We start from the raw sequence: 18,657 nt of genomic DNA on the forward strand, positions 1-18,657 counted from the left end.
GATGTCTGCCCGATCCGAGAACGTCAAAGCCCTGCGTCCCACCAGGCAACTCCCTCTATCCAGTTATGTTGTTGCTACGACGCTATGACACCAAGCAGTCCCACGATCGACAATGCGGATCCTACGAAATCAAGCCGGACCTTGGCAGCAGGTACGTCCTCAACCTTCCGCAGAACGAGCAGGATCCCCAGGACGATGACCACCTCGCCGACGAAGACATAACGCCACGATGCGAACGTGGTCACAGCGCCACCGATGAGAGGACCCGCGGCGACCGCCATGGCCCCTGCTGCGGCCACCAGTCCGTAGGCCCCGGCTCGGCGTTCCTGCGGGAAGTTGGCCGCGACGAGCGACACGATCGCGGGCATGATCAGTGCCGCCCCGATGCCCTCCAGAAGTGACCAGCCGAACAGCAGAACTGCCAGGTTCGGCGCAAGCGCCGTGGTCAGCGAACCTGCGGCATAGATGATCAGGCCCAGCGCGAAAGCCCGGCGGCGGCCCATGATGGTCCCTACCTTGCCGCCGGTGATCATCAGCGACGCCATAACGAGGGTGTACAGGGTGATAGCTGTCTGAATACCGGTGATCGTCGTCCCGAGGTCTGCCGCCACCGTGGCCATCGATACGTTCATCACCGAACTGTCGAGGGTCATCAGGAACTGGCCGGATGCCAGCACGCCCAGAACAAGTCCGGAGCCGGCCTGCGAATCCCGGACGCTCAACACGTGGCCTCCGTCTGCAGGTCACTGACCGCGGCCTGGACGTTGGCGGCTTCATCCCGCAGGGATCCGACCGCCTGGCTCAGGGTGGCATCGTCGGGAACAGCCTCGACGGCTGAGACGAGCTCGTCCTTGGCCGTCCGCACAGGATCCACCTGGTCCTCCGCGACGTCCTGACTCGCTTCGATCAGATCGTCGTAGGTCTTCACGACCTGATCCCGTGCCGAATCGAGCTGTTGAACGGTGACACCCGGGGCGAGTGCCCGTTTGAAATCTGTGAGGGCCGCAGCAAAGTCACTTGCTGCAGTGCACACCCCCGAGACGGTGTCCGGTGCCTTGCTGCTGCTAACGCTCGGCTCGGGCGTCGAGGTGCCGGATGTTGACGTGTTGCAGCCCGTGAGCATGGCGACAACTATCCCGAGTGCGATAGATCCAGCAAGGTTCGGGCGTGGTCTCGACATCGGAGGCTCCTTTGCGAAAGCTGACCTGGGAACAACCATTCGTCACTCGGGTCCTCGGGTTGGTTTGCGGGTCTACCGTGCCTCGGGTGCTGGTGCCCCTGACCCCGAGGTCATGACCACCCGTGGAGAGCAATCGAGTGGCATCACGAGGGACGCGCCGGTAGCGGTGTCAGTCCTGCGCCTGCGTCGTGCAGCCAGTGGCATGTCAGACTCCTTGCTGCAGTCCCTCGGTTGACCGGGTTGCGGCGACGGGTCGCCGCAGTCTCATCCTGTGTGCCGGTCACAGCCGGCGCGTCACCCACCCGGGGTGACCCCACTCCGAGCGGGGCGTGGAGACCCGTCCCGGTCGTTCGTCAGGGGCGGCCGTGATGTCGTCCTGGTCGCAGGACTCACCGACGGCCCACTGGAACACACCCGAGGACAGCTGGACGTACTCACGATCCCGTTGCGAACACACTGCAGGAGACACATTCCCGAGACACGGCGCGATCAACCACTCCCCCGCCAGTCCTGACGTTCGCCTCCCCGCCGCGCGGCGCTGCCGGACACCGCCTCCGCCCGGCCAAAGGATCCTGTACGAGACGAATATGGGCTGCCGGGCGTGCTGGCCAGTTCATACACCCAGGCACTGCTGCCCCGGCGTCGACGACTGTTCCGACGTCGTCTGCGTTGCCGCCGGGGCCATGCTCGTGATCCTGAGCCCCGCCCCGGCGACCAGTGCCGCCGTCCCTCGAACCGGTCAGTCCCCCTGGTAGGCGGCCTTCAGCGCGGCGATGTCGAGCTTCCCCATGGCGAGCATGGCGGTCATGGCCCGCCGCGCGCCGTCCGGATCGTCGCCGCCGATCAGGGCCGGCAGGGCCGTCGGGATCACCTGCCAGGAGAGCCCGAACCGGTCCTTGAGCCAACCGCACCGGCCCTCCTCGCCGCCATCGGCCGTCAGCGCCGCCCAGTAGCGGTCCACCTCGGCCTGGTCACCGCAGGCGATCTGGAAGGACGTCGCTTCCGTGAAGGTGTACTGGGGCCCGCCGTTGAGCGCTACGAAAGGCTGCCCGTCGAGCTCGAACGTGACCATCATGGCAGCGTCCTCGGGACCGTCGCCTGCGCGGGAGACCCCGAGGATGCGGGAGTTCCTCACCACCGAGGTGTAGAGCCGCGCGGCCTCCTCTGCGTCGCCGTCGAACCAGAGGCACGGGGTGATCGATCCCATCGGCTGTCCTTCGCTCAGGCCGCGCCACGGTGCACGACGATCGCCTGAACCTAGTCCACGGACACGACGGCGACAACCACTAGGCTGATCCCATGCCCCGTAGCGACTCCCTTCGTCCCGCCCACCCGGCTTCGTCCCGGTCGGCGCGTGCGCGGACGGCCCCGTTCGTGTGGGGCATCGCCGACGTCGTCCTCATCCTCGTCTTCGCCGCCTCGGGGCGCCGCACGCACGAGCACGGCGTCACCGTCGCCGGCGTCCTCGACACCGCGTGGCCGTTCCTCCTGGCCTACGCCGTCGCGGCCCTGGCCGCGCGTGCGTGGCGTTCGCCGGGCGCCGCGTGGCCCACCGGAGTGGTCCTGTGGCTGGTGACCGTCGCCGGCGGCCTGGCAGTACGGGCGATGTCGGGCGCAGGGGTCGCTCCCAGCTTCCAGGTCGTCACGCTGATCGTCCTCGGTGCGTTCCTGCTGCTGCCGCGCGTCGTCCTTCGGACGATCCGGCGGCGCCGGCGGCGGTAGCGTAGGTCCGATTCCTCCTCGTCTCCCGAAAGGCATGCCATGATCACCGCATTCGTCCTCATCCAGACCGACGCCTCCCGGATCCCCGAGAGCGCGCAGTCCATCTCAGAGATCGCCGGCATCAGCGAGGTGTACTCGGTGACAGGCGAGTGGGACCTCATCGCCATCGCGCGCGTGAGCCGCCACGAGGACCTGGCCGACGTGATCGCCGACCGCCTGTCGAAGATCGAGGGCATCCGTTCGACGACGACGCAGATCGCCTTCCGCTCCTACTCCCAGCACGATCTCGACGCGGCTTTCAGCCTGGGCTTCGACAGCTGAGGCCCGCCGCAGCACGCGCTGCGACGGTCAGTACGAGCGGCTGACCTCGACCCAGCGCTCCAGGACCCCGCGGGCCGCACCGGAATCGATCGACGCGCGCGCATGCTGCATTCCCGCTGTGATCCGGTCCAGGAGGCTTCCTTCCGCGGTGGGGTCGAGTGCCACGAGGCCGGCGGCGGTGTTGAGGACGACGGCGTCCCGGACAGGTCCGGTCTCGCCGTCCAGCACCGATCGGACCACCGCGGCGTTCCCTGCGGCATCGGAGCCGCGCAGCGCATCGACGGGGACGACATCGAGTCCGAAGTCCTCGGGGTGCACCTCGTGGGCCCTCACCTGTCCGTCGCGGACCTCCCACACGGTGGAGGACCCGCTGGTCGTCAGCTTGTCCCGGCCGTCGTCGCCCCGGAAGACGAGGGCGCGGGTTCCACGCGCCGCGAGGACACCGGCCATCAGGGGGGCCATCCTCGCGTCCGCGCAGCCGAGCGCCTGCGCACTGACGCCGGCCGGGTTGCTCAACGGCCCCAGGAAGTTGAAGGCGGTGGGGATGCCGAGCTCGCGGCGCGGCACCGCCACGTGCTTCATGGACGGGTGGAAGACCTGGGCGAAGCAGAAGGTGATGCCGGCCCGCTCCGCGGTCCTGGCGACGTCGGCGGGCGGCAGGTCGAGCCGGACGCCGAGTTCCTCGATCACATCCGCGGCCCCGGACGCGGAGGAGGCACCCCGGTTCCCGTGCTTGACGACCCTCGCACCGGCGCCCACGGCCACCAGCGACGACATCGTGGAGATGTTGAGGGTACCCAGTCCGTCGCCGCCCGTCCCGACGATGTCCAGCGTGGGACCTTCCACCTGGATCCTGTGCGCCCTGCCGAGCATCGCCTCGACCAACCCCGTGAGCTCGTCGACCGATTCCCCCTTGGCACGCAGCGCTACCAGGAAGCCCGCGATCTGGGCATGGCTCGCCTCTCCCGCCATGATCGTGTCCATCGCCCAGCGGCTCTGTCCCACGCTCAGATCCGTGCCCGCGAGGAGGGACGAGAAGATCGACGGCCAGGTGGGCTGCACCGCAGCGGGGCTTGTTGTCAGGCTCACCGTCCCAGATTATCTACGAATTGTAGAAAGTCATCTCGGGGAACTTCCCCGGAATACCGGGCGTTGCGCGTCCCCCTGCGCGGCAAGGCCCCCGCAACGGCCGTTTCGCGTTGGTGATCGCGCTGATCTTGGGGACATAATGAGTCTGTGACATCTGCGACCCAAGCCCCCAGCGCCGCCCCGCATCAAGCACTGAACCGCCCCAACATGGTTTCCGTCGGAACCGTGGTGTGGCTGTCCAGCGAGCTGATGTTCTTCGCCGGCCTCTTTGCCATGTACTTCACCCTGCGCTCCACCTCCGGTGAGCTGTGGGCGATGGAGACCGAGAAGCTGAACGTCCCGTTCGCGCTCGTGAACACCGTCATCCTGGTGTCGAGCTCGTTCAGCTGCCAGTTCGGCGTGTTCGCCGCGGAGCGCCTCCAGCCCCGCAGGACGGGCGGACTCCTCCAGCTGTCCCGCTGGGGCATGGTCGAGTGGTTCCTGCTGACGTTCGTCATGGGCGCGATCTTCGTCTCCGTCCAGGCCTACGAGTACGCAGAGCTGGTCGCCGAAGGCGTCGCACTGAACTCCAACGCCTTCGGGTCCGCCTTCTACATCACCACAGGCTTCCACGGGATCCACGTGGTCGGCGGCCTCGTCGCCTTCCTGCTGATCATCGGCCGTGCGTTCATCGCCCGCCAGTTCGGGCACTTCGAGGCCACCTCGGCCATCGTCACGTCCTACTACTGGCACTTCGTCGACGTCGTCTGGATCGGCCTCTTCATCATCATCTACTTCCTTCAGTAACTCCTCCTGTAGGCTCTTCTACTAGAGGTAGAATTCACTGAAGAATCTCCGCAGCGCTCGCACCGAAAAAGGCAGGAACCACCCCGTGAAGGCACTCTCCCAGAGGCGGCGTCACCCACTCGCAGCGTTGGCGCTGCTGTTAATGGCGCTCCTCGTCACCGGCGGAATCTACGCCGCAGCCAGCACCGCCAACGAGGCGCAGGCACAGACCACCACATTCACTGCCGACGACGTCGAAGAGGGCAGTAAGCTCTTCACGGCGAACTGCGCCTCCTGCCACGGCTTGGGGGCCACGGGATCGGACGCTGCGCCGTCGCTCGTCGGCGTCGGAGCCGCATCCGTCGACTTCCAGGTCGGCACCGGCCGCATGCCGATGCAGATGGACGGTCCGCAGGCCCAGGTCAAGCCGGTCCAGTTCAATGACGAGCAGATCAGCCAGATGGCCGCATACGTGGCCTCGCTCGGTGCCGGCCCGTCCATCCCGTCCGAAGACATCCTCGACGCGTCCGAAGGCGACCCGGCCAACGGCGGTGAGCTCTTCCGTGTGAACTGCGCCATGTGCCACAACGCTGCCGCTGCCGGTGGCGCCCTGACCCGCGGCAAGTACGCCCCGTCCCTCGCGGGCGTGAGCGAGAAGCACATCTACGAGGCGATGGTCACCGGTCCGCAGAACATGCCGGTCTTCAACGACGCCAACGTGAGCCCCGAGGACAAGCAGGACATCATCGCCTTCCTCAACACCATCGACGAGCAGGGCTCTCCCGGCGGAGCGGATCTCGGTTCGCTCGGCCCCGTCTCCGAGGGCCTGTTCATCTGGGTCGCCGGCCTCGGCGTCATCATCGCGTTCACCGTGTGGCTCACGTCGCGCTCCTCCTGACCATCCAGGAGCGTCTCGTGAACGAATCAATTACAGACTCGCAGTACCTAATGAAAGATAAGAGGGATCATGGCCGACTCTAGTCACGGCGCCCCCGGCAGCTCGGTCACTGTTGCCACGCCCGGGCGGGCGCTGGACGAGTTCGAGAACCCGGGCCTCCCGCCCCACCGCCCGCGCCTCGCCGATCGGGATCCGCGTGCCGAGAAGCGTGCCGAACGCCAGGTCGCTCTGCTGTTCTTCGTCTCGGTCCTCGGGACGCTGCTCTTCTTCGCCGGATACTTCCTGGTACCGCTCGACGAGACCATCGCGCGGCTGCGCCTCCAGAACCTGCTCCTCGGGCTCGGCACCGCCTTCGCGATGCTGGGCATCGGCGTCGGGATCGTCCACTGGGCCAAGACCCTCATGCCCGACCACGAGGTCACGGAGCAGCGTCACGAGATCCGCCCCGAGCAGGACCGCCGGGACGCCGAGAAGATCGTCAACGACATCCTCGACGAGTCCGGCATCAAGCGGCGTCCCCTGATCCGGAACACGCTCCTCGGAGCCGCACTCCTCGCCCCGCTCCCTGCGATCGTCATCTTCCGCGATCTAGGACCCCTGCCCGGCAACGTGCTCAAGGAGACCATGTGGGACACGGGTGTCCGCCTGACCCGGGATCCGAGCGGTACGCCCATCCGGGCGTCGGACGTGACCATCGGTTCAGCTTTCCACGTGATCCCCGAAGGACTGAACGAGGTCGAGAACAAGCTCGAGGAGAAGGCCAAGGCGGTCGTCCTGCTCATGCGCCTCGATCCGGAAGAACTCAACCCTTCTCCTGGCCGGGAGAACTGGGCGTACGACGGCATCGTGGCGTACTCCAAGATTTGCACGCACGTCGGCTGCCCGGTCGCGCTGTACGAGCAGCAGACGCACCACCTGCTGTGCCCCTGCCACCAGTCCACCTTCGACCTCGAGCAAGAGTGCAAGGTGATCTTCGGTCCTGCAGCACGTCCGCTGCCGCAGCTACCCATCGAAGTCGACGACGAGGGCTACCTCGTCGCGTCTAGCGATTTCCAAGAACCCGTAGGACCTAGTTTCTGGGAGCGAGGCTGACATGAGCAGCTCAACCGCGACACAACCGTACGCGCCGAAGACGCGCGTGGGTAAGGTCACCGACTACGTGGACTCCCGGGTCGGCGGCTCTGCGATCGTCAAGGAGTTCGGCCGGAAGATCTTCCCGGATCACTGGACCTTCATGTTCGGCGAGGTGGCGCTGTACACCTTCGTCATCCTGCTGATCTCCGGAACATTCCTCACCTTCTTCTACGATCCTTCGATGGCAGAGACGCACTACGAGGGCAGCTACCTGCCCCTCCGTGGCGTCGAGATGTCCGTGGCCTACGCCTCCTCACTCGATATCTCCTTCGATATCCGCGGCGGCCTGTTCATGCGGCAGATCCACCACTGGGCGGCACTCCTGTTCGTGGCCTCCGTGGCCGTGCACATGCTGCGCGTCTTCTTCACCGGTGCCTTCCGCCGCCCCCGCGAGTTCAACTGGGTTGTCGGCTGCACCCTCCTGATCCTGAGCCTCGCGGCCGGCTTCACCGGCTACTCGCTCCCCGATGACCTGCTCTCCGGCAACGGCCTGCGCATCATCGACGGCGTCATGAAGGCCATCCCGGTGGTCGGTACCTACCTGAGCTTCTTCCTCTTCGGCGGTGAGTTCCCGGGCACCATGATCATCGGCCGCCTGTACGTGCTGCACATCCTGCTGATCCCGGCGATCATCCTTCTCCTGATCGGCATCCACCTCTTCATGGTCGTGCTGCACAAGCACTCGCAGTTCCCCGGCCCCGGACGGACGAACACGAACGTCGTCGGCTACCCCGTAGGGCCCGTGTACGCCGCGAAGGCCGGCGGATTCTTCTTCATCGTGTTCGGTGTCCTGGCAGCCATCGCGGCCGCCTTCACCATCAACCCGATCTGGAACTACGGTCCGTACGACCCGTCTCCCGTGTCCGCCGGTACCCAGCCCGACTGGTACATCGGCTGGGTCGACGGTGCGCTGCGCCTCATGCCCGGGACGATCGGAGACAGCTTCGACTTCGAGTTCCTGCTCCCCTTCCCCTGGGGTGTCAACACGCTCTCGCTGAACGTCCTGATCCCCGCCCTGGTCCCCGCCATCATCGTGTTCACCGCGATGTTCGCCTGGCCCTGGATCGAAGCCTGGGTCACGAAGGACAAGCGGGAGCACCACCTGCTCGACCGTCCCCGCAACGCACCGACCCGCACCGCGATCGGCGTCGCAGGAGTCACGTTCTACTGCGTCATGTGGGCGGCCGCAAGCTCCGACCTCATCGCGACCCACTTCCTGGTCTCGCTGAACGACGTCCTGTACTGGCTGCGCTTCCTGGTGATCTTCGGCCCGATCCTCGCGTTCATGGCGTCGCGTCGGATCTCCCTCGCCCTGCAGCGCAAGGACCGCGAGATCGCACTCCATGGTCGCGAGACCGGACGGATCGTGCGCCTGCCACACGGCGAGTTCATCGAGGTCCACGAGCCTGTCGACGACTACAAGCGGTACAAGCTGGTCGCCTTCGAGTCGCCCGAGGTCATGGTCCCGAAGCCGGACGAGAACGGCAAGGTCTCGATCCTAGACAAGGCCCACGGCCGGATCTCGAGCTTCTTCTTCGAGGACCGCGTTGCACCGGTGACGCCGAGGGAACTCGAAGCGTCGCACGGCGATCATCACGGCGAGGTTGCCGGCGCGAAGGACCGCGAGTCCATCGCCAGCCACTAGGGACCACCTCCCCGCAGGCTGACAGAAGGGCCCGGACATACCGTCCGGGCCCTTCGTGCGTCTCCGGGTCCTCCCTCCCGCACCGACGAAGGAACCCCCTATGACCGGCACCCGCCCCGTCCTCTCCGCCCCGCCGCAGCCCGGGGCAGTCGCCGCTGCGATCAGCGAGATCTGCGCGCCCGCCGTGCTCGTCAGCCTCTTCCTGGTGGGTACGGCGCTCGGCGCGGCCGGTTGGCCGAACGGGATCCTGTACGCCGTCGTCGCCACCGGATTCACCACCGCACTCCCCCTTGCCGCCGTCCTCATTCTGGTGCGGCGCGGGTACGTGACCGACCATCACATCAGCGACCGGCGCCAGCGTGCGCCGGTGCTCGCCGGCACGCTCGTCTCCATCGCGGTTGGACTGTGGGCCCTCACGCTTCTCGGGGCACCCCGGGTGGTCACCGGCGCGGTCTGGTGTACCGTCGCGGGCGTGGCCGTGGTGCTCCTCGTGAATCTGTGCTGGAAGCTCTCCGCCCACTCCGCGGTCGCTGTCTTCGTGACGGCTGGGACGATCGCCGTCGTCGGACCGGCCGCCCTCCTGCTCCTGGTCGTACCGGCAGCGGTCGGGTGGTCGCGCGTACGCCTCCGCGCCCACACACCGTCCCAGGTGGCTGCCGGATTCCTCCTCGGTGGCCTGATCGGCGCTGGGTTCGCCATGGTCGTCGTCGCCGGCTGACCTCTCGGGTCCCGACCACGCGCCGTCGACCACGGCGGGGTCTGCGGTCTCGCCCGTTGCCAGGAACTGGCGCGTGAGCCTCCAGGACCGCCGCAGCGCCTACCGCAGGCGCTTGGCGCTGTATGCCCGTGGCGTGCGCACGCCGGGGCGCTGCAGGGGCACCCACAGTTTGTACCGGTCGGCGCGGTAGTAGGAGACGGAATAGTCGACCATCGTGCGGGCAACATAGGCGTGCCGCTGGATCTTCAGGAGCGGGGCGTTCATCTCCACGTTGAGCAGTCGCGCGATCGACGGCGAGGCGGCGGTTGCCTCGATGGTGTCCTCACCCCACTCCATGACCAGGCCGTACTTCTCGCTCAGGACGTTGTAGAGCGACGTCGGCGGAGGATCGTCGAGGATGCCCGTCACGCAATGGGCGGGGATGAAGTTCTCGTCGACGCTCATGGGCTCGCCGTCGGCGAGGAGCTGACGCCGGAAGCGCACCACGGGCTGGCCGATCTCGATCTGGAGTTCCCGCGCGACGAGCGGCGATGCCCCCTGCTGTTCGAAGCTGAGGACCCGCGCGTCCGGGACCATCCCGCGCCGGATCATCTCCTCCGTGTAGGACGTCATCTTCATGTGCAGATCCATCTTGCTGCGCGCGACGAAGGTCCCCAGCCCCACGACCCGCTCGAGCACCTCCTCGGCGACGAGCGCGTCGATCGCGTGGCGGACCGTCATCCGGGCCACCCCGTAGTAGCTGCCGAGGTGCCGCTCGGAGGGTATGGCCGCGCCCGGCTCCCCGAACTGCCGGACGTAGCGCCGCAGGCTCTCACGCAACTGCACGTGTTTCGGCGTGGTCGATGCGTCGTCGAGCGGTTCGGCGTCGAAGGGTCGAGGCATCACGGCCATGCGTTCCCTCTCCTGTGATCGGCGCGTCGGGCAACGGTGCGAGTGTACGACGCGGTCAAACGAAAGGGAGCCCGCGCGTGGCGGGCTCCCTTTCATTGATGGTCGGATCGATCAGTGGGCGTGGTACCCGCGGCTGTACTCGTAGACCCAGCCGACGAGGGCGATCACAGCCAGCCCCATGCCGATGTACAGGATCCAGAAACCGACCGCCAGTCCGGCGAAACTGGTCGCTGCGGCCAGGCCGAGCACCAGTGGCCACCAGCTCCAGGGGCTGAAGTGCCCCTGCTCGCCGGAACCCTCGTGGATCTCCGCGTCGAGGCGGTCCTCCGGTCGGTCTCCGACGCGCTTGCCGGTGAAGCCGAGGTAGAAACCGATCATCCCGGAGAGTCCGGCCGTCAGGTACAGGGCGAGGAATCCGACCGGTTCCGTCCATTCGACGAGGAAACCGTACACGGTGCCCACCAGGAGGAAGAACGGCGTGAGGTAGGTGAAGAGCTTCGTCTCGATCCTCATGCGCTGGCGTCCTCTCGGTCAGCGGCGCCCATGAAGCTGGCGGCGCTGCTGTCGGGGGTGTGTGTCTGCTGCAGCTCGGGGTGGTGCAGGTCGAGCGCGGGGCGCTCGGACCGGATGCGCGGCAGCGACGTGAAGTTGTGGCGCGGAGGGGGGCAGGACGTCGCCCACTCCAAGGAGGCGCCGAAGCCCCAGGGGTCGTCGACCTCGACCTTCTTGCCCGTGCGCCAGGTGATGTACACGTTCCAGAAGAACGGGATCAGCGAGGCGCCGAGAACGAAGGACCCGATGGTGGAGAACTGGTTCATGGCGGTGAAGCCGTCCTCGGGCAGGTAGTCCGCGTAGCGGCGGGGCATGCCCTCGACGCCGAGCCAGTGCTGGATGAGGAACGTGGCGTGGAAGCCCAGGAACAGCATCCAGAAGTGGATCTTGCCGAGGCGCTCGTTGAGCATCTTGCCCGTGAACTTGGGCCACCAGAAGTAGAACCCGGCGAACATCGCGAAGACGACGGTCCCGAAGACCACATAGTGGAAGTGGGCGACGACGAAGTAGGTGTCCGAGACGTGGAAGTCCAGGGGCGGCGAGGCGAGGATGATGCCGGTGAGGCCTCCGAAGAGGAACGTCACGAGGAAGCCGAGGCTCCACAGCATCGGGGTCTCGAAGGTGACCGATCCCCGCCACAGGGTGCCGATCCAATTGAAGAACTTCACGCCCGTGGGAACCGCGATGAGCATGGTCATGAAGGCGAAGAACGGCAGGAGCACGGCCCCGGTGACGTACATGTGGTGGGCCCACACGGTCACGGAGAGGGCGGCGATGGCGATCGTCGCGTAGACGATGCCCTTGTAGCCGAAGATCGGCTTGCGGGAGAACACCGGGAAGATCTCAGAGACGATCCCGAAGAACGGCAGCGCGATGATGTAGACCTCGGGGTGGCCGAAGAACCAGAAGAGGTGCTGCCAGAGGATGGCCCCGCCGGCTTCGGGGTCGAAGATGTGGGCTCCGAAGCGGCGGTCGGCACCGAGCGCGAACAGCGCGGCGGCCAGCGGCGGGAAGGCCATCAGGACGAGGATCGCCGTGATCAGCGTGTTCCAGGTGAAGATGGGCATGCGCCACATGGTCATGCCCGGAGCGCGCATGCAGATGATCGTGGTGATGAAGTTGACGGCGCCGAGGATGGTACCGAACCCGGAGAGCGCGAGTCCGAAGACCCACAGGTCCCCACCCACGCCCGGTGAGAACGTCGTACTCGACAGCGGGGCGTACGCGAACCAGCCGAACGACGCCGCGCCCTGCGGGGTGATGAAGCCGGAGACGGCGATGGTGCTGCCGAACAGGAAGAACCAGAAGGCCAGGGCGTTCAGGCGAGGGAAGGCGACGTCGGGCGCGCCGATCTGGAGCGGCATGATCACGTTGGCGAAGCCGGCGAACAGCGGGGTCGCGAACATCAGCAGCATCACGGTGCCGTGCATCGTGAACAGCTGGTTGTACTGCTCCTTGGTCTGCAGGACCTGCATGCCGGGCTCGAACAGCTCCGCCCGGATGATCAGGGCCATCACGCCGGCGAAGCAGAAGAACACGAAGGAGGCGATCAGGTACATGAACCCGATGGTCTTGTGGTCGGTCGAGGTGATCCAGTTGACGACGATCCGCCCCTTGGACCTCGGAACAACACGCGGAGCCGCGACGGTGCCGGCTTCCTCAAGGGTGTATTCGAAGGTGGACATCAGCTGCTGCTCCTGGCTGGGTCGGTATCGGGATCATCCTCTGGGTAGGAGTCGCGATCGTACTCGTCGCCGAGCTGACCGTCCTCCAGTTGCGCCATCCGTGCGTCGAACTCCTCCTGCGAGACGACCTCCACGTTGAAGAGCATCTCCGAGTGGTACTGGCCGCACAGCTCGGCACACTTGCCGGCGAATACGCCCTCCTTCGTCGGAGTGAGGTTGATGTAGTTGGTGCGGCCCGGGTACAGGTCGCGCTTCTGCAGGAACGCGGGCACGAAGAACGAGTGCTGCACGTCGCGGGCATTGAGCTGGAGCTCGACGGACCTGTTGACGGGCAGGTACAGGGTCGGCAGGTTCTCCGGCACGCCCTCTTCACCGTTCAGGTTCCCCTGGACGCCCGTGGAGTACTTGTCTTCCTTGACGTAGTTGAAGTCCCACGACCACTGCTTGCCGCGGACGTCCACGATGACGTCGGGATCCTCGACGCGGGCGTCGATGGTCGCGATGTCGCGCTCCGTGAAGTAGAAGAACACGAGGACCATGAACAGCGGGATGGTCAAGTAGAAGATCTCGAGGGGCAGGTTGTAGCTGATCTGCCGGGGGTAGCCGGTGTCGTTCTTCCGGCGACGGTACGCGACCATGCACCAGATGATCAGTCCCCACGTGATGATGCCGACGACGAGCGCCGCGATCCACGAGTTGACCCACAGATCGGTGATGGCCCCGGTGTGATTGGTGTTGTCACGGTCTGCCGGAAGCCAGCCCCTTTGGGCTTCTGCCGAACAGCCGGTCAGTAGGAGGGCGCCGGCCAGCGAGATGCTGGAGATCTTTGCGATCCTGACGCGCTTGCTACCGGTTCGGTCCTGCGAACTCACAGACGGACCTTCCTTTTCTACGTGCGTTGCCACCCGCCCGTGAAGCGGCCCGGGGTGCACATCCAGTTTTACTACTCACTGTAGAGCTTACCCGGAAGACCCGCGATCCGGTGACACGCAAAAGGCCCGGAACACACCTCGACGGTGATGCTCCGGGCCCCGCGATCGTGCTAGTGGAAGGAGTCTCCACAGGCGCAGGATCCGCCCGCGTTCGGGTTGTCGATGGTGAAGCCCTGCTTCGAGATGGTGTCCTCGAAATCGATCGAGGCCCCCGACAGGTACGGGACGCTCATCTTGTCCACGATGACCTCGACGCCGTCGAAGTCACGGACGGCGTCACCGTCGAGGACGCGCTCGTCGAAGTACAGCTGGTAGATCAGGCCCGAGCAGCCGCCGGGCTGTACTGCGACGCGCAGCCGGAGGTCGGTCCGGCCCTCCTGCTCGAGGAGGCTACGCACCTTGCCTGCCGCGACGTCGGACAGGTTGACCTCGTGCGCGGCCAGCTCCGTGGACTCCTGGAGGGATCCGGTCTCGGTGGTCGATGTGCTCATGGTGTTTCTCCTCGCTCGGACCCCACCGTGGTGTGTCCGCTCTCAATGCCGTCCGCGGTATGGGGCGCACGGCTTTGCTTCATCGTACGCCGGGCCCGCATGAGTCATAACGGACGGCAGGGCGGAAACATTTCCGCCCTGCCTCCCGTCCCCCGGTTCAGCCGCGGGTGAGCCCGCCGTCGTTGACCCGGGCGAGGAGGATCGCCTCGGCCAGGACCGCCTTCCTGAACTCGTCGAGGTGCAGCGACTCGTTCGCGCTGTGCGCGCGGGAGTCGGGGTCCTCCACCCCGGTGATCAGGATCTGCGCGGACGGGAAGAGCTCGGTGAGGTCGGCGATGAAGGGGATCGAGCCGCCCATACCCGCTTCCACGGGCTGGACGCCCCAGGCCTCTTCGAGCGCGTCGAGGGCGAGCCGGGATGCCGGTTCGGTGGTGTCCGTGAGGAAGGGGCTCCCCGTCTCCCCCGGTGTGAACGTCACCCGGGCGCCGAATGGCGCGTGGGCTTCGACGTGGGCCCGGACGGCTTCCATCGCGGCCTGGGGCTCCTGGCCGGGCGCGAGGCGCAGGCTGAACTTGGCGCGGGCCCGCGGAAGGAGCGTGTTGGAGGACAGCGCGACGGTCGGGACGTCCATGCCGATGATCGACAGCGCGGGCTTGTGCCACAGGCGCGAGGCGATGGACCCGGTGCCGGCGAGGCGCACGCCGTCGAGCACCGATGCATCCGCCCGGAAGTCGCCCTCGTCGTAGTCCACGGTCGCGTGGTCCCCACCGTGCAGCCCCGCGATGGCGACGTCGCCGGCGTCGTCGTGCAGCGTCGCGATCAGCCGGGACAGGAGTGTCGGGGCGTCCAGCACGGGGCCGCCGAACATGCCCGAGTGGACGGCGTGGTCGAGGACCTGCACCTCGATGGTGCCGTCCACCAGGCCGCGCAGGCTCGTGGTCAGGGCGGGCACACCCACCTTCCAGTTGCTGGAGTCGGCGACGACGATCACATCGGCCCGGAGATCGTCCTGGTACGTCTCGAGGAAGGAGCGGAAGGTCGGCGAGCCGGCCTCCTCCTCGCCCTCGATGAACAGGGTCACGCCGACGCCGAAGGCATCGCCGAGCACTTCGCTGAGGGCCCCGAAGGCGCCGATGTGCGCCATGATGCCCGCCTTGTCGTCGGCGGCACCCCGGCCGTACAACCGGCCGTTGCGTTCCGTCGCGACGAACGGCTCGGACTCCCAGAGCGCCGGGTCCCCCGGCGGCTGCACGTCGTGGTGCGCGTAGAGGAGGACGGTCGGCTGTCCCTCGGCCGCCGCGCGGCGGGCGACGACGGCGGGACCGCCCGGCGTGCCGTCGTTGTCCACGCGCAGGATGCGGACGTCGTCGAGGCCCACGCCGCGGATCAGGTCCGCCACCGCCTCGGCGCTGCGGTCGAGCTCATGGGCGTCGAAAGCGTCCCAGGCGATGCCCTGGATGGCGACGAGGCTCGAGAGCTGCTCGACGATGCGGGGGAAGGACGCGTCGACACTGGCGCGCAGCTGGTCGGCGACACGCGACGGTTCGTGCGGGTGGTCAGTGGTGGGGTTCACGGAAGTCATGCCAGAACCCTACACACGCACACCCCGCCAGGCCCGGGGCCGCGCACCGCCCGGGAACCGGTCGGCCGCGTCAGGCCTCCGGGCGGCAGGGACCCGGTATCCTGAAGAGGTGTTCGGACGAAACAAAGAAGCCCCCTCTGCCCAGGAAGCCGTTGACAGCGCTTCACGCCCCCCCGAGGCGCCGCGCGCGCAGGGCAAGGGTGCGCCCACGCCCAAGCGCAGCGTGCAGGAGGCCGCCCGCAGGCGGCCCCTCGTCCCGGACGACCGCAAGGCGGCGCGCGACCAGTCCCGCGCCTCGGTGCGGGACGAGCGCACGAGGATGCGGCAGGCACTCGACACCGACGAGGAACGCTACCTCCCGCTGCGCGACAAGGGTCCGAACCGCCGGTACATCCGCCAGTTCGTCGATGCCCGGGTGAACATCGGGGAATTCCTCATGATCGCCGCGCTCGTGTTCGTGATCCTCAGCTTCTTCCAGTCCCTCGCCGTGCAGAGCGCCGTCCTCATGGCGTTCTGGTTCCTGATCGTCGCAGTGATCGTGGACTGCGTCCTGCTGCGCCGGAAGCTGAAGAAGAGACTGACCGAGAAGTTCGGCTCCCCCAACCAGGGCGATCTCTGGTACGGCGTCACCCGCGCCCTGCAGTTCCGGCGCCTCCGCCTGCCGAAGCCCCAGGTCCGCCGGGGCCAGTACCCCGCCTGACCTACCCACCGTCTCCTTCCGCACCTTCCCTGCGCACCGCGTGCCGGTGCGATCGACAGCGAAGAGCCGGGCCTCCCCAGGCCCGGCTCTTCGCGTCGACCCGTGGTCAGGCCGCCGTGCTGCGCCGGGCGCGCAGGATCCCGCGGTTGATGCGGCGCGCCCAGAACGGCCCCTCGTAGAGGAACGCCGTATACCCCTGGACGAGGGTGGCGCCGGCGTCCAGCCGCTCGAGGACGTCCTCCGGCGTCTCGACGCCGCCGACGGCCACGATGGCCAGCTGGTCCCCGACCGCCGACCGCAGCCGCTTGAGGACCTCCAGGGACCGCGCCTTCAGCGGCGCGCCGCTCAACCCGCCGACGCCCTTCGCCACGACGACGGCGGGGTCCGTGACCAGGTTCTCGCGCGTGATCGTGGTGTTGGTCGCGACGATGCCGTCCAGGCCGAGGGAGAGAGCGAGGGCACCGACGTCGTCGATGTCCTGGTCGGTCAGGTCGGGCGCGATCTTGACCAGGAGCGGTACGTGCCGACCCGCCGCGGCGTCCGCGGTGCGGCGGACGGCCTCGAGGAGTGGACGGAGCGACTCGACGCTCTGGAGCAACCGGAGGCCCGGGGTGTTCGGGGAGGACACATTGACCACGAGATAGTCCGCCACGGACGCCAGCTCCTCGGCGCTGACGAGGTAGTCGGCGACCGCGTCGACGAGGTCCACCTTCTTCGTCTTGCCGATGTTGACGCCGACCACGGGACGCCGACTCGACCGGTAGCGGCGCGCCAGCCGGCGGCGCGCGGACCGGAGGCGGGGAGCGACGGCGGCGGCGCCGTCGTTGTTGAAGCCCATCCTGTTGATCACAGCCCGGTCCTCGACGAGCCGGAACAGGCGTGGCGCGGGGTTGCCCGGCTGGGCCTGGCCGGTGATGGTGCCGATCTCGACGTGGCCGAAGCCCAGGGCGGTGAGGGACAGCACGCCCTTGCCGCCCTTGTCGAAGCCCGCGGCGAGTCCGAACGGCGAAGGGAACTCCACGCCGAAGGCGGTGGTGGCAAGGCTCGGGTCGGGAGCGCAGACACGGCGCAGCGCCCAGCCGATCGGCGTGGGATCGACCGCCCGGATCAGGGCGAACCCGATCCGATGGGCCCTTTCGGCGTCCATCCCGGAGAAGACGATCCTGAAGAAGGTCGGGTAGAAGCGCATGTCACCAGAGTTCCACGCTCCCGCGGCGGGCACCAACTCGATGGGACCGCCCGCGGGCGCCTCGCGGCGCGCACCGGTAGGGTCGGGGCATGGACGAGAGCTGGTCGGAGGACATCCTCGGGGATCCCTTCCGCGCACTGACCCTCCAGCTCGAGCCCGACGACGAGGGCCCCCGGGTGGCCACCCTCGTGGCCTACGAGCCCGACGCACCCCCCGACGCAGCCCCGGATGCGGCCGGTGACGCACCGGGACCCGCCCGGGCCGTGCTCTACATCCACGGTTTCAGCGACTACTTCTTCCATGCGGAGCTCGCCGAAGCGCTCTCCGCGCAGGGCTGGGCGTTCTTCGCGCTGGACCTCCACAAGTACGGCCGCAGCCTCCTGCCCGGCCAGACACCCGGTTTCGCGAGGTCCCTCGAGGAGTACGACGCCGACCTTGAGGCGGCACTGGCCGCACTGCGCGTCCGGCTCGCGACACGCGCGGGGAGGCAGGGCGCGGCGTCCGAACCGAGGATCGTCCTCATGGCGCACTCGACGGGCGGACTCACCGCGACACTGTGGGCGGCACGCAACCCGGGGCGGATCGCGGCGCTCGTGCTCAACAGCCCCTGGCTCGACACCCAGGGCAGTACCCTGCTGCGCAGCGCCGCCCAGGGCATCCTCGACACCCTCTCGCGCCGTCGGCCCAAGACGCGCCTGCGCCTGCCCGAACTGGGGTTCTACTTCAGGAGCATCAGCGACACGCTCGACGGCGAATGGCCGATCGACGCCGCCTGGCGGCCCGAGACGGGATTCCCCATCCGGGCCGGGTGGCTCGCCGCGGTCCTCGCGGGCCACGCAGCCCTGGCCCGCGGCGTGACGGTCGACGTTCCCGTCCTCGTCCTGTGCTCGACGGCGTCGGTGATCAGCGCCACCTGGAACGAATCGATGCGGGAGTCCGACATCATCCTCGACGTGGTGCCGATGGTGCGGCGGGCGGCGGAACTCGGGCACGACGTCACCATCCGGCGCCTGCCCGGCGCCCTGCACGATGTCTTCCTGTCGCGCCCCGAGGTCCGCGGCACCGCGGTCCGGGCCGCCGCGTCGTGGATGGACGCGCACGTTCCCGCAGGGGCACGGTCGCCGGTCCCCGGGAGGCCGGACCCTGCCTCGGTGAAGCGTTGA

General features: G+C 67.7%; 20 protein-coding genes. 9 read left to right on the top strand and 11 right to left on the bottom strand.

Annotated features, from left to right (window positions below; translation table 11 throughout):
- Positions 1-74 precede the first annotated feature (74 nt).
- From IWX63_RS10395 to IWX63_RS10405, 3 genes are all read right to left on the bottom strand, one after another.
- Entirely contained in the window at positions 75-725 is a 651-nt protein-coding gene (locus IWX63_RS10395) for an MFS transporter (protein ID WP_334685793.1), read from the bottom strand.
- Positions 719-928, bottom strand: a complete 210-nt coding sequence (locus IWX63_RS16820; protein WP_334685794.1) for a hypothetical protein — start codon at positions 926-928, stop codon at positions 719-721. The genes IWX63_RS10395 and IWX63_RS16820 overlap by 7 nt, the downstream gene beginning before the upstream one ends.
- A 991-nt stretch (positions 929-1,919) precedes the next feature.
- Positions 1,920-2,387, bottom strand: a complete 468-nt coding sequence (locus IWX63_RS10405; RefSeq protein WP_199278112.1) for a VOC family protein — start codon at positions 2,385-2,387, stop codon at positions 1,920-1,922.
- A 92-nt stretch (positions 2,388-2,479) separates the two neighbouring features.
- Between IWX63_RS10405 and IWX63_RS10410 the strand changes: the two genes are divergently transcribed.
- Together IWX63_RS10410 and IWX63_RS10415 are read left to right on the top strand one after the other, a co-directional pair.
- Entirely contained in the window at positions 2,480-2,902 is a 423-nt protein-coding gene (locus IWX63_RS10410) for a DUF3054 domain-containing protein (RefSeq protein ID WP_199278113.1), read from the top strand.
- 39 nt (positions 2,903-2,941) lie between these two features.
- On the top strand, positions 2,942-3,223 hold the full coding sequence (locus IWX63_RS10415) for an Lrp/AsnC family transcriptional regulator (protein ID WP_199278114.1): 282 nt from the start codon (positions 2,942-2,944) through the stop codon (positions 3,221-3,223).
- 27 nt (positions 3,224-3,250) lie between these two features.
- On the opposite strand, the gene trpD is transcribed toward IWX63_RS10415, so the two are convergent.
- Positions 3,251-4,312, bottom strand: coding sequence for an anthranilate phosphoribosyltransferase (trpD, locus tag IWX63_RS10420; RefSeq protein WP_199278115.1), 1,062 nt, complete (start codon positions 4,310-4,312; stop codon positions 3,251-3,253).
- A 147-nt stretch (positions 4,313-4,459) separates the two neighbouring features.
- Here trpD and ctaE point away from each other — a divergent pair, with 147 nt between their 5' ends.
- The 5 genes from ctaE (at position 4,460) to IWX63_RS10445 (ending at position 9,472) form a co-directional block, all read left to right on the top strand.
- A complete protein-coding gene (gene ctaE, locus IWX63_RS10425; RefSeq protein ID WP_199278116.1) occupies positions 4,460-5,098 on the top strand; it encodes an aa3-type cytochrome oxidase subunit III in 639 nt (212 codons plus the stop codon).
- Positions 5,099-5,183: 85 nt separating this feature from the next.
- Positions 5,184-5,975 carry a cytochrome bc1 complex diheme cytochrome c subunit gene (qcrC, locus tag IWX63_RS10430; protein ID WP_199278117.1) on the top strand — a complete coding sequence of 264 codons (792 nt, stop codon included), beginning with the start codon at positions 5,184-5,186 and terminating at the stop codon, positions 5,973-5,975.
- A gap of 69 nt (positions 5,976-6,044) precedes the next feature.
- Positions 6,045-7,067: a cytochrome bc1 complex Rieske iron-sulfur subunit gene (gene qcrA / locus IWX63_RS10435; protein ID WP_199278118.1), complete on the top strand. Its 1,023-nt coding sequence runs from the start codon at positions 6,045-6,047 to the stop codon at positions 7,065-7,067.
- A 1-nt stretch (position 7,068) separates the two neighbouring features.
- The gene (gene qcrB / locus IWX63_RS10440) at positions 7,069-8,754 is read left to right on the top strand and encodes a cytochrome bc1 complex cytochrome b subunit (protein WP_199278119.1); all 1,686 of its coding nucleotides are present in this window, start codon (positions 7,069-7,071) and stop codon (positions 8,752-8,754) included.
- Positions 8,755-8,854: 100 nt separating this feature from the next.
- Entirely contained in the window at positions 8,855-9,472 is a 618-nt protein-coding gene (locus IWX63_RS10445; protein ID WP_199278120.1) for a phosphatase PAP2 family protein, read from the top strand.
- Positions 9,473-9,571: 99 nt separating this feature from the next.
- Here IWX63_RS10445 and IWX63_RS10450 read toward each other — a convergent pair whose 3' ends face one another.
- From IWX63_RS10450 to IWX63_RS10475, 6 genes are all read right to left on the bottom strand, one after another.
- Entirely contained in the window at positions 9,572-10,354 is a 783-nt protein-coding gene (locus IWX63_RS10450) for a GntR family transcriptional regulator (protein ID WP_199278299.1), read from the bottom strand.
- 120 nt (positions 10,355-10,474) lie between these two features.
- Entirely contained in the window at positions 10,475-10,876 is a 402-nt protein-coding gene (locus IWX63_RS10455; RefSeq protein WP_199278121.1) for a cytochrome c oxidase subunit 4, read from the bottom strand.
- A complete protein-coding gene (ctaD, locus tag IWX63_RS10460; RefSeq protein WP_199278122.1) occupies positions 10,873-12,600 on the bottom strand; it encodes an aa3-type cytochrome oxidase subunit I in 1,728 nt (575 codons plus the stop codon). The genes IWX63_RS10455 and ctaD overlap by 4 nt, the downstream gene beginning before the upstream one ends.
- Complete coding sequence (gene ctaC, locus IWX63_RS10465) at positions 12,600-13,472, bottom strand: aa3-type cytochrome oxidase subunit II (protein ID WP_199278123.1); 873 nt, start codon at positions 13,470-13,472, stop codon at positions 12,600-12,602. Before ctaC ends, ctaD begins: the two co-directional genes overlap by 1 nt.
- Positions 13,473-13,642: 170 nt before the next feature.
- Positions 13,643-14,023, bottom strand: a complete 381-nt coding sequence (locus IWX63_RS10470) for a HesB/IscA family protein (protein ID WP_199278124.1) — start codon at positions 14,021-14,023, stop codon at positions 13,643-13,645.
- A gap of 157 nt (positions 14,024-14,180) precedes the next feature.
- The gene (locus tag IWX63_RS10475; protein ID WP_199278125.1) at positions 14,181-15,605 is read right to left on the bottom strand and encodes a dipeptidase; all 1,425 of its coding nucleotides are present in this window, start codon (positions 15,603-15,605) and stop codon (positions 14,181-14,183) included.
- Between the two features lie 109 nt (positions 15,606-15,714).
- Between IWX63_RS10475 and IWX63_RS10480 the strand changes: the two genes are divergently transcribed.
- Positions 15,715-16,305 (top strand): DUF3043 domain-containing protein, encoded by a 591-nt coding sequence (locus IWX63_RS10480; protein ID WP_199278126.1) that lies wholly within the window; start codon positions 15,715-15,717, stop codon positions 16,303-16,305.
- Positions 16,306-16,411: 106 nt separating this feature from the next.
- Here the strand turns inward: IWX63_RS10480 and IWX63_RS10485 are convergent, their stop codons facing one another.
- A complete protein-coding gene (locus IWX63_RS10485) occupies positions 16,412-17,494 on the bottom strand; it encodes a quinone-dependent dihydroorotate dehydrogenase (RefSeq protein WP_199278127.1) in 1,083 nt (360 codons plus the stop codon).
- Positions 17,495-17,583: 89 nt separating this feature from the next.
- On the opposite strand from IWX63_RS10485, the gene IWX63_RS10490 reads away from it, so the two are divergent.
- A complete protein-coding gene (locus IWX63_RS10490; RefSeq protein WP_199278128.1) occupies positions 17,584-18,657 on the top strand; it encodes an alpha/beta hydrolase in 1,074 nt (357 codons plus the stop codon).

The organism is Arthrobacter sp. CAN_A2 (genome assembly GCF_015752045.1).
Lineage (GTDB): Bacteria > Actinomycetota > Actinomycetes > Actinomycetales > Micrococcaceae > Arthrobacter_D.